Here is a 15,595-nt window from a genome sequence, read left to right as displayed (position 1 = left end):
ATTGAAATTAAATGCAGTAGGTAGCTGTCTTTTACCTTTTTCCGTTACGAGGCATACAATACTATCAGCAGTATATCTTTTTCCTATTAAAGAAGAACATAAAATAGGAGGGGAACGATGAGGTGATTGATAGATGAATTTAAAAGACATTAAAGGTCAATATGATGCCGTTTTTAGTCTGGGACATCTTTGTTTAGCGGCTATTCAGCTGAGAAACAATGATTTAAGGCCTTTTGCAGGACCTCTGGACTGGGTTACCACGAATTCTCTCTCAGATCTCAATCGGCTTCTTAGAAATCGCTTCACCGGCTTTATGAATTCTAAAAATATCAGAGTCATTGGCTATAATACAGGTGAAAAAAAAGAAGAGGGATCTACAATCTATGTTTTAGATGACTTTTATAACATTGGCTCTGTTCACGACTTTGACGCGGATCAAAATACGCTTGATCAATTGATCACTTATTCTGAAGTGATGGAGAAGTACAACAGAAGGATTAACCGCTTTTTGGAGAAAGTTTCAACAGGCAATCGCATCCTATTTGTCAGGACAGAAGGAGAAGGCAGCTTTAAAGAAGCACAGGAACTTGAACTTGTATTATCAGATTTGGTTCAGCACGACTTTAGCGTTCTTCTGGTGAAGCACTCGAAGGTGAATGGGATTGTAGAGAAAAATTGGCCATTAGAAAAGACTTGCACTGTTGAACTGCCGGACAAAGAGATATGGGAGTCAAACAATGATCTATGGGCATCGTTGTTTAAAGGAATCACTCTCGTTTAAACCGGATTTTTTTGGAGTTTACCAGAGGAGGAAAAGAAATGTTTGAAAATAAAACGATATTCATTACTGGAGGAACAGGCTCATGGGGCCAGGAACTCATTCTTCAGCTGCTATCCTTAAATCCTAAAAAGCTCATTGTATTTTCCAGAAATGAAGAAAGACAAGTTCAAATGAGAAGGCAGATTGAAGATCCGAGGTTGACGTTTTTCATCGGGGATATCAGAGATCGGAAAGCGCTGAATACAGGATTAAAAGGTGTCGACTATGTCTTTCATTTAGCTGCGCTGAAGCATGTGCCGGTTTGTGAAGAACAGCCGCTTGAAGCATTAAAAACGAATGTCACAGGGACGGAAAACGTTATTGAAGCAGCGATCGAAAACGGGGTTAAAAAAGTCATCAACGTCTCGACTGACAAAGCGGCTGACCCTGCCAACTTTTACGGAATGACGAAAGCGATCGGCGAGAAGTTGATCGTATATGCGAACCATCTCTATTCAGACACGGATTTTATTTGTGTAAGGGGAGGAAATGTGCTCGGAAGCAGCGGAAGTGTTCTTCAGCTTTTTAAAGACCAGATCAGGGAAAAGAACCAGGTCTCCATCACAGACAAAAGAATGACCCGTTTCTTCCTCACGAAGGAAAAAACGATCCGGCTTTTATTAAAAGCGGCTGAAAGCGGCCAAGGCGGGGAAATTTTCATTATGAATTCGCCGGCCTGCAGAATTTTAGACATGGCTGAAGTGCTGATCGAAGCTTACGGAAACGAAAAAACGTCCATTGCAGAAACGGGGGCAAGGCCGGGGGAGAAGCTTCATGAACTGCTGATTTCACCTCATGAACGGCAGCATGCTGTTTCATTTACAAATGACCTCGCGGTGGTGCTTCCTGCAATCAAAATGCCTGAACTTCATAAAAAGTATGCGGATTGTCAGCCTTTAGAAACTGATCATTTGAGCTCAAAAGACTTTTTAATCTCAAAAAAGGAAGTAAAAGAAATGCTGAAAGAAGGCGGTTTTTTGGAGTAGAAGGATGGACCGAAGCGTTCACGGGAGAATACGCGAACTGATGACAGGCATGGCATGCGGCTGCAGGCGATGCTTCTGTTCGCTCCTCGAAAACAGGACAAGCCGGACGAAAATTCACCCGGCTTGCCGTTTTGTCAATGTTCAAGTGTTAACCCTTCGATATGTTCTTCGACTTTTTTTGTGCGTTCCATTACTTTTTCCGTGTAAGAGTAATCCCCGTAGCAATAAGGGTAGCGGAAATTGTTTGTATCTCCGCCGCAATTATACAGGTCGGGGTTCTTTTTGACTTGTTCTTCGGAAAATGTCTTTGCCAGCTTCTCTGAGTGCTTTCCGCCGTGTTTTGAGACGTAATCGATATAACCCGATCCCATATTATAGCTTTGGATGATCGTTTCAATATCGACGCCTTTTTTCTGTCCCTTTTTATACATTGCTGTAAAGTGGCGCACACCCTGCTTAATGCTTGCTTTTGGATCGTCAATCTCATTTCGCTTCATACCGAGAGATTCCGACGACTGCATCGGATCACCGCCTCTGCCTTTCGACTCCTGATACATCATGCCCAATAAAAGAGCGGTGTATTGTGAAAGATCCTGTTCATCGAGTTCTTCTTCAACAAGAGGTTTGTAATCTTTTAATCTCTCAAGAATGTTAGATTCAGTGTCAAGAGGAAGCCATTTTAATTGTTCCAGACCGGAGATGGCAAAGAAAATGATCAAGGGAACAAACACAAAAAAAGACAAACAGCCAGCTCCGGCTAAACATCCCGATTTCTTTTTCTTCAATGGTTTCACCTCTGTAGCGCCCTGATGCAAAACAGTATACAGCCTCATTTATTATGACATATATCTTCAAGAAGACCAAGCGATATCCTTCTATCTTGGATCGCGGTCAAAGCCGAATGTGACGTTCGGAAGAGTACGGATTCTGAACAAAAAGTATATAAAACCGGCAATCAGCCAGCCGGCTCCAATCATGAGCGCATTTTTGCTGATGCTAAGCAGCAGCCAGCCGCAGAAAGAGGCTCCCAAAAAGGGCAGAACCAAATAGCGAAGCGTTTTTAAAAAGCCTCTTTCCTGTTTTCGAATGTAGTAATGGCCGATGACAGACAGGTGGACAAAAATGAATCCGATCAGCGCGCCGAAACTGATGAATGAATAGATGACCTCGAGTTCCCCGATCATGGCCGTCAATGAAATCAGCCCGATGAACATAATGTTAAACACCGGCGTCTTTAAAGTCGGATGCACATAGCCGAAAAAGCGTTTCGGAAGAGAGCTGTCCCGCCCCATCGCATACAAAAGCCTCGAAGCGCTCGCATGCGAAGAAAGCGAGGATGAAACGACAGCGACCATCGTGCCCGCCAAAAAGAAGGACTTTAAAAAGGCGCCTCCTGTATATAGGGCTATTTCCAGCGATGCCGAATCGGCATGCTGGAAGCTATCATAGGACGGATAGATTTGCTGCATCAAGTAAGAAATCGCCGTAAACAGCGTTCCGCCGATCGCTACTGTTAAAAAGATGGCTAACGGAATGTTCTTCTTCGGGTTGACCGTTTCTTCAGACATGGTGGAAATCGCATCAAAGCCAAGAAACGAAAAACACAAAATCGTCGCTCCTGATACAATCAGGGAAGGCTCGATATCAGAACGGAAAAACGGATCGGCTGAAACCAGCTCGCCCGTCCCGAGGCCGTCTGCGAGCCCGGCGATCATAAATCCGGCAAAAGTCAGGGCGACGATCACTTGAAAAGCGACGAACAGCCCTGTAATATTTGCGGTTAGTCTGATGCCTAAAATATTGACAACGGTAATCGATAAAGCGAGCAGAACGACCCAAAAGCCATGCGGCACTTCAGGAAAAGCCGCCGTCAAATAAGCGCTGCCGATCGCAAAATTGACCATCGGCAAAAATAAATAGTCTAGCATGATCGTCCAGCCGGCTAAAAATCCTGCGTGCGGATGAATGCTTTCATATGCATATGTATAAACCGATCCCGCTTTTGGATAGGCTTTGACCATGCTGCCGTAGCTCAAAGCGGTCAAAAGGAGTGCGGCAACAGTGAATATGTATGCCGCCGGAACGTGCCCCTTTGTCAGTTGTGCGACCACTCCGTATGAATCAAATACGACGAGCGGGTCCATATAAGCAAGGCCGATCACAACAAGCGGGCCGAGTGTAAGGCTTCGTTTAAGCGCAGTTTCGTTTTTCAATGACTTCTAAATCCCCTTATGTAAAAAATACAGAAATTAAGACATATTTTATCTGTTTTTTTGCGCTTGAGCAACTGTATAAAACCTCTTTTTCCTGTATAAAAATAGCAACAGTTGCAAACCCTTTGAAAAAAGGCAAGGAGTATGAAGGTATGGATATATTGAGAGGCTATGTTGAAGCCGTCAAAAGAAATATGGAGACGATGAATGCATCTGATTATGATGGAAAAGAAGAGGATCTAAGAAAACAGCAGGAAGAGCTCGAACGCTATGAACAACGGTTGAAAGAGAAAAGCGCTTCGGCCGATCGCTTTGATCAGGTAGTCGATGCCGCTGTAGATTGTGCGGCCGGCGATATTTCATTTTCACAGCTTGAACATATGTATCAGCAAGAAGGCAGCTAGCGTCCGGATCAGCGGACGCTTTTTTCGCGATTCAGGATGATGCGGACAGATCACCTGGATAGCGCAATATATAGAAGCGAAAAAATCATGTACATGTGAAGGAGATGGTAAAATATAGTTTGAAAGGGGAGGAGCAATTTTGACTAACTATATTTGCACGACGTGCGGTGTTCAATGTGAAGCTGCTACGAAAGAGCCGGCGGAATGCATTATTTGCAATGAAGAAAGACAGTATGTCAATCATTCAGGGCAAGCTTGGACAACGCTGGAAGAAATGAAGCAATGCGGAAGGTTTCAAAACGAAATCGCATGGGAAGAAGAGCGATTATACAGTTTGACGACAACCCCCGAATTCGGCATCGGTCAATCGGCATACCTGATACAGGAGCCCGGTTTTAACTTACTGTGGGATTGTATCACATACATGGATCAGCGGACGATTGAGAATATCGAGCGGATGGGCGGAGTCCAGGCGATCGCTTTATCACATCCGCATTATTATGCTGCACAAACGGAATGGGCTGAAATGTTTGATGCTCCGATCTACATTCATGAAGATGACAAACAATGGGTGCAGCGGCCGAGCAGCCGGATTGTCTTTTGGTCCGGCGATTCCCTCAAGCTGTCAAGCGGGTTGACCTTGCACAGGCTTGGCGGCCATTTTAAAGGGGGAGCGGTCTGCCATTGGGCAAACGGAAACGGAGGCAAGGGAATCCTCCTTTCAGGAGACATTATCCAAGTCGTTCAAGATCGCAGATGGGTAAGTTTTATGTACAGCTATCCAAATTTGATTCCTCTTCCCGCCGGCAAAGTGGAGCAAATAGCTGATCAATTAAAAAATGTTCCATTCAACCGGCTGTACGGCGCTTTTCGCCGCTCTGTGGAAAACCATGCCGGAGAACGTGTACAGCTGTCAGCCGCAAGGTATGCAGAAGCGCTTCAGGGAACGCTGTTTTCGACTTGATCTGTTCCCTGGCTATAAAACTTTTCAACCGGTATGTTTTGGTATATGATATGAAGGTAAAAGTTGCGCGGAAAAGGTGAAAAGCATGAGTGAGCACAATCAGGAAACAACAGAAAAACAGGTGCGGGCCGAGTTAGATGAAGAAACTTTATTTCTCGTTTCACAGACGTTTAAAGCGCTCTCAGACCCTACGAGAATCAAAATTCTTCATCTGCTCTCACAAGGCGAACATTCGGTCAATGAAATAGCAGAGAAGCTGAGTCTGCTGCAGTCAACCGTTTCGCACCAGCTCAGGTTTTTAAAAAATCTTCGTCTCGTTAAATCAAGAAGGGCAGGGACTTCCATTTTTTATTCTCCGGAAGACCAGCATGTCCTCGATGTACTTCAGCAGATGATCGATCATACACAGCATGACTAAAGCTTATGAAAAGGCAAACTCCACATCCCGAGTTTGCCTTTTACGCTGAGCGTTTTTCTTCGTTTCTTCCTTTTTTTAAAACAAAAAAAGAGAAACCGACATAATAAACGGCCAGTACAAAAAAACCGATCATCGTGGCCGGGTCCTGCGCAAAAAGGGCGCCGTACGCTGCTGAACCCCCGTTTGAAACCGCAGTCTGGAGCTGGCCGATCTCGGCGATTCGGTAAAGAAACCGGTATAAAAATAACAAAAGTACGATCAATTCAATCCATAAATGCGTTCTGAAATAAAGGATGCCGTCCCGATTTTCGATTGACACATGCTTCAGCGCATAGGCGGTCAAGATGAGTCCGAGCGCGATCCCAATCAGATCATAGAAGTATGATAAAGGGTGAAGTGCGCTCATCGTCAGCAGAAAAACGAAAATTCCCGAAAAGAGGATGATCCGGAACAGCATGCGTGCCGGCTTTAAAGGCTGATAGCCGACTGAGCGTTTGAACTTGATATAGACGAAGGACACAATGGCGAAAAACTGTAAAAAATAATATATGATGTTTTTAAAACCTCCTTTTTTAAGGAGTATATGTCCAAACTGTATAAATCGTAACAGGAAAAGTGATTTTCTAAATAATTGGGTGATGAGATCCCCTTTTTTGTCATGATATTCCAAAATGGTGTGTGCTTTAGAATGAAAATAGGAGCGTAAGATGAATGTGAGGGATCTGCGGTGAAAATTGACCGGCTATTGGCCATCGTGATTTTATTGATTAATAAACGCCAAGTGCAGGCAAAGGAGCTTGCCGGCATGTTCGAAGTCTCTGTCAGAACGATTTACCGGGATATCGAGGCGATCAACCAGGCGGGCATTCCGATTGTCACCTCACAGGGAGCGGGAGGCGGGATCAGCATCATGGAGCGGTTTCGGCTCGAAAATAAACTGCTTTCTGCAGACGAACTGGCTGCCATTACTACGGCTTTGGAAAGCGTTTCTTCAACGTATGAAGTCCTTCATCACGGTTCTGCCCTTGAAAAAATCCGGTTTCTCGTTTCCGAAGAAGAAATGCCGGAATTCCGCAAGAAAACGGAAAAATGGTTTGTTGACATCTCTTCCTGGGGAGAAAGTCCTGTCATCAAAGAAAAGATCCGTTTGTTGGATGAAGCGGCAGACAGCACGCGGGCGGTCTCCTTTACATATGTGAACAGAGAGGGGCAAACCGGAACAAGGAAAGCTGAGCCGCATACCCTCGTCCTAAAGGGAAGGCACTGGTATTTATATGCGTTTTGCCTAAAGAGACAGGCGTTTCGCTTCTTTAAACTGTTGCGTATGAAAGACGTACAGATGCTTGAAGAAAAGTTTGAAAGAAAGGAAGTTGATCTGTCTTCACTTCCTTGGGAAACATCATGGTACAAACCGGACAATATGACCGAGTTGACCCTTCTCATTAAACCGTCGGGAGAGTCTTTGGCGAGAGAATGGTTTGGCTCAGAAGCTCTCACTTATGAAAACGGAAAATGCGTGGCAACCGTTTCTTATCCGGAAGATCAATGGCTGTACGGATTTCTCCTCCAATTTGGAACACATATTGAAGTTCTCACACCTCCCCGCATCCGTCAAAAAATAAAAAATTTGGCTAATCAAATTGTACATTTATACGAAACCTGACACGATGCTGTCAGGTTTCTTTTTGTATGATGAAGAAAAAGGAGGAATGAAACATGGAACATCATATTTGCCAAAGCTGCGGCATGCCGATGACAAGCGAACTTTTCGGCACAGAAAAAGACGGGGGGAAGAATCGCTACTACTGTATGTACTGCTATGAAAACGGAGCATATACACATCCGGATGCGACATTGAAAGAGATGATCGACATCTGTGTTCCTTATATAAAAGAAGAGGGAAAAACCGAGGCCGAAGCGAGATCGCTCTTGGAGCGGACGCTCCCTCATTTAAAACGGTGGGCGTCGGATACGCAAACGAAAGGCGGGCAGAGAAGATGAGCTTTTCTCATTTCGAAAAACAGAAGGCAAAGTTATTCAGCGGGATATCGACCGTGACAAGCAACCGTGATGAAGTATCCGAAAAAGGTAAAATTCCTTCCATGTGGAGTTTATATCGCGAAAAATTTCCGCATACTGAACGCCAGGACATTAGGAGAGACACGATCGCACTTTATTCAGATTATGAGACGGACGAACACGGGACATATACATTTTCAATCGGAACGTTCGTTGATCAGCAAGAAAAAACGGCCAATCTCATTTCGCTCCCTGCATCCGAATATGCCGTTTTTGTTTCAAAGCGGGGGAGGATCGCGGAGGTCGTGTTTGAAACTTGGCAAGAGATTTGGACATGGGATGAAAAAAATCTTCGTACTTATACCGGAGATTTTGAAGTTTATGATGAACAAGCAGAAAATCCCGAAAATGCCCAAGTTGCCATCTATGTTGCTGTCGATCGAAAAAAATAATGCTTGCAAAACTAATGCCATTAGTTTTAAAATGAAAACTAACGGTATTAGTTTTTTATTTTGATCGAAGAGGTGAAAGCGATGAGGATTACCCGATTTGAATCGGTCTACCAGCTGACTTTTTTTCCGCGCCTATTTCCTGTCAACTGTTATTTAGCAGATGAAGAAGACGGCCTTACATTAATTGATACAGGGATTCCGATCAGCAAAACAGGGATTTTAAAGGCTGCGGATCATCTCCGTAAGCCGATTAAACGGATTTTGCTGACCCATGCCCACAGCGACCATGTCGGTTCGCTTGACGCGCTGTACTACAGCCTTCCCGGTGTGAAAGTGTCCATATCTGAACGGGATGCGCGTCTGTTAAAAAGTGATACAAAGATGCTGGAAGGGGAGCGCGGAACAATCAAAGGAGGCGTTCCGAAAAACATCAAGACAAATCCTGATATCCTTTTAAAGGAAGGAGACAGGATCGGTTCATTGCTGACTGTTTCATCACCCGGGCATACGCCTGGCAGCATTTCGTTTTTGGATGAAAGAAGCGGTCTTCTCATAGTCGGTGACGCGTACCATACGCGAAGCGGCATGACGGTATCAGGGCATTTAAAGCTTTCATTTCCTTTTCCAGCTTTGGCCACGTGGGACAAAGAAACTGCTTTAGAAAGCGCGCAAAAGCTGTTAGATTTAAAACCGAAGGCGCTTGCCGCCGGCCACGGCAATCTTGTCCATGATCCGGTTCAAGCGATGACAAAAGCGGTGAACGAAGCACATATCAAATTGAACAGGAAAGGATGAAGAAATCGTGTCTCCACGAATCGGTTTGAATAAAGAAGCAGTATTGGAAGCTGCGGCATTTCTGGCTGATGAGGAAGGCATTCATGAAGTGACGCTTGCTTCTCTTTCCAAAAGGCTGAATGTCAAATCTCCGTCTCTGTACAATCATATAAAAGGATTGAACGACTTACGGAAAGAACTCGCACTTTACGGCTTGACGATACTTTATGAAAACATGGCTTCTGCTGTCCAGGGAGCCGAAGAGGATCAGGCTGTCAGCAGAATGGCTCACGCCTATGTCACTTTTGCCAAAAACAGGCCGGGGCTTTATGAAGCAACTTTTATTGCAATGCCTGATGAAGATGAACGGCTTGACGAAGCAGGAGACAGAATCCTCGCCTTGGTGCTTTCCGTTCTGAAAGACTATCATTTAGACAATGACTCCGCGATCCATGCGGTCAGAGGCTTGAGAAGCATCATGCATGGATTTGCAACACTCAGGCAACACGATGCGTTCGGTCTTCCTTATGATGTGGAAGAAAGTTTTGATTTGACAATCCGTGCCTTCCTAAAAGGCATCGCTACCTATCAGACTGAATAAACAAGGGAATTTTTCCTTAATTGTTTACATTTTTTCGAAAATTTAGTATGATTTTCGTATGGCTCTTCCATTTTTTGAGTCATAGGTATGAGAAGGCTTAACCAGCCATTAATTGCCTTGGCCTAACAGCCGAGGATTTTTTTATGTCGGCAAAGAGAGACTGGATATGCAAAAATTGGTTCACACATGATGTGTTCCATGTTATGCTGTTATTGTGAATATATTCACAAAAGGGCGTGCGCAATGAAAAAAACTCCGATTTACGTAGAAATATCTATCCAGACAGATATGGAGCGGCTATGGCGCTATACTCAAGATCCTGCCCTCCATCGGCAATGGGACTTGCGATTTACGGACATTACCTATTTAAAGCGCAGACCGGGTGAACCGCAAAGGTTTTTATACGAAACGAGAATCGGCTTCGGTTTAAAAATTTCCGGTACAGGAGTGTCTGTCGGAAACGTATATCAAGACACGGGAGACAGAGTCTCGTCACTCAAGTTCGCTACAAACCACCCGCTTTCTGTCATTCGCGAAGGCCGAGGATATTGGAAATACAGCGAAAGCGAAACCGGGATCACGTTTATGACACAATACGATTATGACACCCGTTACGGGAGGCTGGGCCGGCTTGCAGATAAGGCATTCAGGCCGCTCATCGGCTGGGCGACGGCCTGGAGCTTCGCTGCGCTGAAGATCTGGCTTGAAAAAGGACACCATCCAAGGCTGCTTTTTCAAAAAACATTGATCTATTGGCTCGTTTGTCTGCTGTTTTCTTTCGTCTGGATTTACCAGGGGCTTGTGCCAAAGCTCATGATGGTTCATCCTGAGGAAATCAGCATGCTTTCGACTTTCACGGGCGGCCGTTTTCATCCCGAAATGCTCCTGAAACTGATCGGCATGGCCGAGGTGATGGTCGGCGTGTTATGGCTTTATCCAGGTCGGAAAAGGAAGTGGTTTCTTTTGCATATCGCCCTGCTTGTGCTGCTTTCGGTATCTGCAGGAATGGCTAATCTCGCATCTTTTGCCCAACCTTTTAACCCGGTCGTGCTTAATGCCGCGCTTATCATCTTGTCCGTTGTCGGCTATGTGAGCGCTTGTGGCATTCCAAACGCGGGTAATACGATCAGAAAGAGGCGTTGATTTGGTTTCGATGTATGAACGGGTGATCGAGGATTTTCACCTTCTTCACCCAAAACTCAAGGAACGGTATCACCTCACCCAAGAAAGCGCGTTCAGAGGAAAAGGAGTGATGACGGAAATATCCGGCGGTTCGTACTGGATCAGGCTGTTGTTTAAAGCGGGAACGGTCTTCCGCTGTTTTTTTCCCGAAAGAGGGAGGAACATTCCGTTCACGATTGAAAATCACATTCGGCTGACGAAAAATGATACACCGGCAGCCGTTTGGAACAGGACTTTCTTTTTTCGTGATAAACAAAGGTATTTTGATGCTGTCATGATCTATGATGAAAGCCGGGGAGAAATCATCGACTATTTCGGACATCCGCCAATCTTAATTTCAAGCCTGCGGTTTAAGGCGGAAGCTGACGGATCACTGTCGATTACTTCTGTCAGACAATGGCTGCCTTTATTCAGTAAAAAGCTGCCCCTTACAAAGTGTTTATACGGTATTTCCAGGGTGAATGAATCGTATGACGAAGAAAAAGGCTGTTTTACGATTGATGTTCATGTGAAAAATCCGCTGTTCGGAACGCTGTTTGCCTACAGAGGAACGTTTAACAGGGAGGAGGAGATGGCATGAAATTCCGCCGCTTTTTTGTAAGCGTTCTTTGCTATGCGGTTTTTTTCGCCGGCAAAGCGCCGGACATCCCGCCAGCAGAGGCGCTGCTTTTATTAGCGATGCTATTTTTTGTTCCGGCCGCACTCGATCTTACTCAGCATGAAAACGGAATGTTTCGGCTGATCAGCGCGTGCTTTCCTTATGCGGCTTGTGCGGCTTCGTTATCCCTGTTGTTCCATTCCCCGCTTTTTTCAGCGATTTGGCTCTGCTATACGGGGATGATCGCCTTATACGGCGTCCTTCGTCTCTGGGAAAGAGGAGGAAAGGACCTTGAAGAGGCATCGATTGACAGCGGTCTGCTTTACCTTCCTTTCGGAGGGGGTTGGCTTTTTGCTTATACGCTGAATCTCCAGGTCATGGATTTCAGCCCGCTGATCGTGCTGCTGACAGCGGTGCATTTTCATTATTCTGCATTTCTCATTCCGATTTTTAATGGAATGCTCGGAAGGAAGCTGAAAAAGAAAGGCCTTTTTTATACAGCGGTGACATGGCTCATCATGCTGTCTCCGCTTTTCATTGCGGTCGGCATATCGTTTTCGAAAACCATTGATGTCTTCGCCGTTGCGCTGTATTTGGCGGCCATATACGGCAGCGGCTTTCTCGTCTCGATCGCGGCCTTCAAAAACAGCGCGGCTCGCCGCTTTGTGATCTTTTCGTCTTTTACATTGATGATTACCATTGCTTTTTCACTTATTTACTCTTACGGTGTTTATCGCGGCCGGCCGACTTTTACAATTCAGGAAATGATTTGGATTCACGGGCTTGTCAACGCTTTTGGCGTCATTATTCCAGCGCTGACCGGCTGGCGTCTTGAATCTCCTGAGCCGGACTGTGAAAGGAGGCAAGGCGAAATGATGAGCAACATTTACGGATCATGGAGAATCGGAGCCGATTTTTTACAACGGCACCGATTACAAAGCGATTCGTCTTACCAAGGTCTTGCCGATGATATGAGCGCATTTCAGAGAAACGGATTTCAGCTTGAGACGGTTTCTCCTCTCATTCTCGATTTCTATGAGCATACTGCCGATTATTCGTTAACAGCGGAGATCGCCTGGCGTCCATGGTTTAAGCCGCTTGCGCACATGTATCAGCTGATTTCAAAAATGACAGGGCAAATTCATTTGGGGACAAAGACCGGGCGGCAAACGATGGAGGGCGAGATTATCGGTGTTGATTCAGCCAAAGACGGCAGGAAGAATGTGCGCGCCTGGGTCAGAACGAACGAGGAAGGCGAGACTGTGTTCGTGGCGCTTTATTCTGCTCATACCCATGATGACATCACATATATGAATATTGCACTGCCATTGCCGTTTTCCAATATGACAGGCATTTTAAAGCCGAAAGCAGAGGACGGCTGCCTGATTTTGACGAGCAGAGACAAACGATCTGACCGGGGTGATGAAGGCATTTTCCTTTCGACCGGAACAGGTACGTTTAAACTGCCGCTTGCCGAACGCTTTATCATCAAAGAGCAGGGACGAAAGAGGCTCTGCGCTCATCACTGCATGTGGCTGTTCGGCATACGGTTTCTCGACATTCAATATCATATTGAAAAAAAGGATTCTGCCGTCAATAGGGCGAAAATAGCAAAAGAAAGCTAGGCAAAAATCGAATCGAACTGGAGGGTATTTATGCTAAAAAACATTTTGCTTGAACAGTTTAAAGCATGCTTTAACGAAACGACTTGGTTTGTTTGTTTTCAAACGGCTTCCGCTGATCTTACGGAAAGCCAGGCAAGGCAAAAAGGGGAAGGTTCGGAAAATTCGATTTTAGAAATTGCCAACCATTTGATTTTTTACAACGAGCGCTATTTAAAGTGGTTTAAAGGAATTCCCGTTCCGGCTTTTGATTATACGATCGATGATACGTTTGTAAACAAAAGCGGACTTGGCTGGGAAGAAAGCCGGCAAGAACTGAATACGATCTATAACGAATGGATCGATGCGCTTTCGGCATGCGAAGAGAAGATGCTGATGGAGCCGGCCCAGCATGATCCGCATTCCACCTGGGCGGAGATTTTGTCCCTTCTCATTCTTCATAACGCTTACCATCTGGGACAAATCGTCACGATCCGAAAACAGCAGAAATCGTGGGACCCTTCAAAAGGCGTCAACTAACGGTGTTGTCAGGCAAGATGGCGGCTTAAGGCGGTCACCCACCCTAAGCCGCAGTTCATTTTGCCTGGGTCAAGCTTCGATTATTGCTTTCAGGTGATAATAGGCGTCTTTTAGCCAGGGATGGACAACTTTCAGTTTATCTTTTTGTTTCCACAAATACTGAATATAAACAAACGCCCCGTGCTCCAGAGAAATTTCAAGCGCTTCATAAAGCTCCTTGATATAAGGCGGAGTCCCTGTCTGATCCCATTCTATTTTGTCCGCTGAAAACAGGACAAGATCGAGCTGGGAGGGATTTTTTTTAAGCGTTGTATGGCATTCTATTGCATCTAAAATATCTTGATCCGCCACCTGAAACAGGTCCCGCGCCATCACTTTCGACAGTTTTTGATGGATAATCATCGGAAATATCCGTTCTTCGGGCAGAATATCAATACCGAGCGCCTCAGCAGCCGCAATTCTTTTTTCATTAGGGATGACACCGCTGATGTCATGCATAATACCGGCTATTCCCGCTTTTTGTGCAGGAACATGAAAACGCTTTGCCAATTCTTCCGCCGCTTTTTTCACTCTTATCGAATGTTCGGCTGTTTTTTCGTGGTTATGGCGTCTCAAAAATTCAAGGGCATCTGAACATACATCACCTGTGCAACGAACTTCCATCTCTATTCCTTCAATATTCATCAGAGATTCTCCTTTTTGAGGTTGTTTCATGATAAACAAAACACATTCGTTATCTGATTTTACCTTATCATAACATTGACAAATCCTAAAACCTACCATTAAAATATTTTGTTAACCGGAAAATAAAAAGAAGGGACTGTCCATTGACTATGTCTGAACTGACAAAACAGCTGATCTATGATATGTATGTTAAACTCCTGCACCTGAACGAACAAAAAGCGGATACTGATCTCAAGGCATTTTTAAAGCAGGCGGCAGAATCTGATGTTAAACGGCTCCCGGGGAATATGACGACCATCCATGTCATCAGCTGTATCGGTCATGATGAACCGATTAATAATACAAGCATCGCCAAAAAAATGAATTTATCAAAAGCAAATATTACAAAAATCAGTTCAAAGCTGCTGAAAGAAGGCCTCATTAAACGGTTTCAATTGACGGACAATAAAAAAGAGATCTACTTCAGGCTGACCCCCAGCGGAAAACAAGTGTATGAACTTCATGAAAAGCTCCATCAGCAAAAAGCGGAACAGTTTCAGAGGTTTCTCGATTCGTTTTCAACAGCAGAACAGGGAGCTATTTTGAAATTTCTTCAAGGTCTGACACTTATGACAGAAACGGATAGGAAACAATAATAATATTATGTTAACTTGAATGAGCGATTGACAAGAAATCCCTTCCAGATTATAGTTGAATTAATGAGTTAGTTATTCGGATAACTAAGAGGTGAAGTGAATGGCGAGGCCGAATGTGACTTCAAAAGAAACGTTGATTGAGGCAGCTAAGCGCCGCATTGCCGGACAGGGTCTGGACAAACTGACGTTAAAGGCGGTAGCTGAAGAAGCAAAGGTGACACAGGGAACGGTTTACTATCATTTCCGGACAAAAGAGCAGCTTGTGTTTGAAGTGGTCCGCGACCTTTGCCGCGCGTCGTGGGAACGGTTGAAAGCAAATGATAGACCCGCTGCCGAAAGGATAAAAGACGGATTGTCATCGGCGAAATCAAGAACACGGAAAGATGCGTATTACCATCAGCTTTTTTTAGAATTGGCCGTTTTAGGTTTTCGAAATGAAAAGATAAACGAGCAGCTTGGAGAACTTCTCGAAGAGGAAAATACGGTGTTGGCAGAACAGCTTTCCGAGATGTGGAAGCGTTCTCCTGTTGACGGGGTTTCTTTCAGCACGTGGGGCATTCTTTTAAACGCACTAATCGACGGTCTTGCTCTTCAGTCGCTGATGTCTTCGGGATTTTCCTCTGAAAAAGTCTACGGGGAATTAGAGGCGGTGCTGCAGATGCTGACGGAAACCGCCGTAAAACAGCATGGAGGGGAGTAAAGGG

General features: G+C 45.0%; 20 protein-coding genes. 16 read left to right on the top strand and 4 right to left on the bottom strand.

Annotated features, from left to right (window positions below; all coding sequences use genetic code 11):
- The first annotated feature begins 133 nt into the window (after positions 1-133).
- Together MHB72_RS11725 and MHB72_RS11720 are read left to right on the top strand one after the other, a co-directional pair.
- Complete coding sequence (locus tag MHB72_RS11725; protein WP_101560980.1) at positions 134-781, top strand: DUF1796 family putative cysteine peptidase; 648 nt, start codon at positions 134-136, stop codon at positions 779-781.
- Positions 782-819: 38 nt separating this feature from the next.
- Positions 820-1,806: a polysaccharide biosynthesis protein gene (locus MHB72_RS11720; RefSeq protein WP_145624558.1), complete on the top strand. Its 987-nt coding sequence runs from the start codon at positions 820-822 to the stop codon at positions 1,804-1,806.
- Between the two features lie 134 nt (positions 1,807-1,940).
- Here MHB72_RS11720 and MHB72_RS11715 read toward each other — a convergent pair whose 3' ends face one another.
- Both MHB72_RS11715 and MHB72_RS11710 read right to left on the bottom strand, forming a co-directional pair.
- A complete protein-coding gene (locus tag MHB72_RS11715; protein ID WP_254122149.1) occupies positions 1,941-2,591 on the bottom strand; it encodes a lysozyme family protein in 651 nt (216 codons plus the stop codon).
- 90 nt (positions 2,592-2,681) lie between these two features.
- Positions 2,682-4,019: an APC family permease gene (locus tag MHB72_RS11710; RefSeq protein WP_023855703.1), complete on the bottom strand. Its 1,338-nt coding sequence runs from the start codon at positions 4,017-4,019 to the stop codon at positions 2,682-2,684.
- Between the two features lie 152 nt (positions 4,020-4,171).
- Here MHB72_RS11710 and MHB72_RS11705 point away from each other — a divergent pair, with 152 nt between their 5' ends.
- The 3 genes from MHB72_RS11705 to czrA all read left to right on the top strand — a co-directional run bounded on the left by MHB72_RS11705 (position 4,172) and on the right by czrA (position 5,805).
- Complete coding sequence (locus tag MHB72_RS11705; RefSeq protein WP_231006556.1) at positions 4,172-4,423, top strand: YnfE family protein; 252 nt, start codon at positions 4,172-4,174, stop codon at positions 4,421-4,423.
- A 139-nt stretch (positions 4,424-4,562) separates the two neighbouring features.
- Entirely contained in the window at positions 4,563-5,387 is an 825-nt protein-coding gene (locus MHB72_RS11700) for an MBL fold metallo-hydrolase (RefSeq protein ID WP_216920797.1), read from the top strand.
- An 85-nt stretch (positions 5,388-5,472) separates the two neighbouring features.
- A complete protein-coding gene (gene czrA / locus MHB72_RS11695) occupies positions 5,473-5,805 on the top strand; it encodes a Zn(II)-responsive metalloregulatory transcriptional repressor CzrA (RefSeq protein WP_003182557.1) in 333 nt (110 codons plus the stop codon).
- Positions 5,806-5,845: 40 nt separating this feature from the next.
- Here the strand turns inward: czrA and MHB72_RS11690 are convergent, their stop codons facing one another.
- Positions 5,846-6,325, bottom strand: coding sequence for a sporulation protein (locus tag MHB72_RS11690; RefSeq protein WP_189396870.1), 480 nt, complete (start codon positions 6,323-6,325; stop codon positions 5,846-5,848).
- 207 nt (positions 6,326-6,532) lie between these two features.
- Here MHB72_RS11690 and MHB72_RS11685 point away from each other — a divergent pair, with 207 nt between their 5' ends.
- The 9 genes from MHB72_RS11685 to MHB72_RS11645 all read left to right on the top strand — a co-directional run bounded on the left by MHB72_RS11685 (position 6,533) and on the right by MHB72_RS11645 (position 13,572).
- The gene (locus MHB72_RS11685) at positions 6,533-7,468 is read left to right on the top strand and encodes a helix-turn-helix transcriptional regulator (RefSeq protein WP_216920794.1); all 936 of its coding nucleotides are present in this window, start codon (positions 6,533-6,535) and stop codon (positions 7,466-7,468) included.
- 53 nt (positions 7,469-7,521) lie between these two features.
- Positions 7,522-7,806 carry a zinc ribbon domain-containing protein gene (locus MHB72_RS11680; protein ID WP_216920792.1) on the top strand — a complete coding sequence of 95 codons (285 nt, stop codon included), beginning with the start codon at positions 7,522-7,524 and terminating at the stop codon, positions 7,804-7,806.
- Positions 7,803-8,276 (top strand): GyrI-like domain-containing protein, encoded by a 474-nt coding sequence (locus MHB72_RS11675; protein WP_041817222.1) that lies wholly within the window; start codon positions 7,803-7,805, stop codon positions 8,274-8,276. The genes MHB72_RS11680 and MHB72_RS11675 overlap by 4 nt, the downstream gene beginning before the upstream one ends.
- Positions 8,277-8,357: 81 nt before the next feature.
- Complete coding sequence (locus MHB72_RS11670) at positions 8,358-9,071, top strand: MBL fold metallo-hydrolase (RefSeq protein ID WP_216920790.1); 714 nt, start codon at positions 8,358-8,360, stop codon at positions 9,069-9,071.
- Positions 9,072-9,078: 7 nt separating this feature from the next.
- Positions 9,079-9,651 (top strand): TetR/AcrR family transcriptional regulator, encoded by a 573-nt coding sequence (locus MHB72_RS11665; protein WP_197407142.1) that lies wholly within the window; start codon positions 9,079-9,081, stop codon positions 9,649-9,651.
- 243 nt (positions 9,652-9,894) lie between these two features.
- On the top strand, positions 9,895-10,794 hold the full coding sequence (locus tag MHB72_RS11660) for a DoxX-like family protein (protein WP_216920788.1): 900 nt from the start codon (positions 9,895-9,897) through the stop codon (positions 10,792-10,794).
- A 1-nt stretch (position 10,795) separates the two neighbouring features.
- Positions 10,796-11,413 (top strand): DUF4166 domain-containing protein, encoded by a 618-nt coding sequence (locus MHB72_RS11655; RefSeq protein WP_026579579.1) that lies wholly within the window; start codon positions 10,796-10,798, stop codon positions 11,411-11,413.
- Positions 11,410-13,056, top strand: a complete 1,647-nt coding sequence (locus tag MHB72_RS11650) for a YndJ family protein (RefSeq protein ID WP_216920787.1) — start codon at positions 11,410-11,412, stop codon at positions 13,054-13,056. Before MHB72_RS11655 ends, MHB72_RS11650 begins: the two co-directional genes overlap by 4 nt.
- A 30-nt stretch (positions 13,057-13,086) precedes the next feature.
- Positions 13,087-13,572 (top strand): DinB family protein, encoded by a 486-nt coding sequence (locus tag MHB72_RS11645; protein ID WP_216920785.1) that lies wholly within the window; start codon positions 13,087-13,089, stop codon positions 13,570-13,572.
- A gap of 69 nt (positions 13,573-13,641) precedes the next feature.
- Here MHB72_RS11645 and yqeK read toward each other — a convergent pair whose 3' ends face one another.
- Positions 13,642-14,256, bottom strand: coding sequence for a bis(5'-nucleosyl)-tetraphosphatase (symmetrical) YqeK (yqeK, locus tag MHB72_RS11640; RefSeq protein ID WP_375541449.1), 615 nt, complete (start codon positions 14,254-14,256; stop codon positions 13,642-13,644).
- A 149-nt stretch (positions 14,257-14,405) separates the two neighbouring features.
- Here yqeK and MHB72_RS11635 point away from each other — a divergent pair, with 149 nt between their 5' ends.
- Both MHB72_RS11635 and MHB72_RS11630 read left to right on the top strand, forming a co-directional pair.
- Complete coding sequence (locus MHB72_RS11635; protein WP_216920845.1) at positions 14,406-14,891, top strand: MarR family transcriptional regulator; 486 nt, start codon at positions 14,406-14,408, stop codon at positions 14,889-14,891.
- A 100-nt stretch (positions 14,892-14,991) separates the two neighbouring features.
- Complete coding sequence (locus tag MHB72_RS11630) at positions 14,992-15,591, top strand: TetR/AcrR family transcriptional regulator (protein ID WP_023855718.1); 600 nt, start codon at positions 14,992-14,994, stop codon at positions 15,589-15,591.
- Positions 15,592-15,595: the final 4 nt, after the last annotated feature.

It is taken from the genome of Bacillus sp. FSL K6-1284 (assembly GCF_038002625.1).
GTDB classification, from domain to species: Bacteria; Bacillota; Bacilli; order Bacillales; family Bacillaceae; genus Bacillus; species Bacillus paralicheniformis.
The sequence above is the reverse complement of the archived record's forward strand: the minus strand, read 5'-3'. Positions and strand labels throughout refer to the sequence as shown.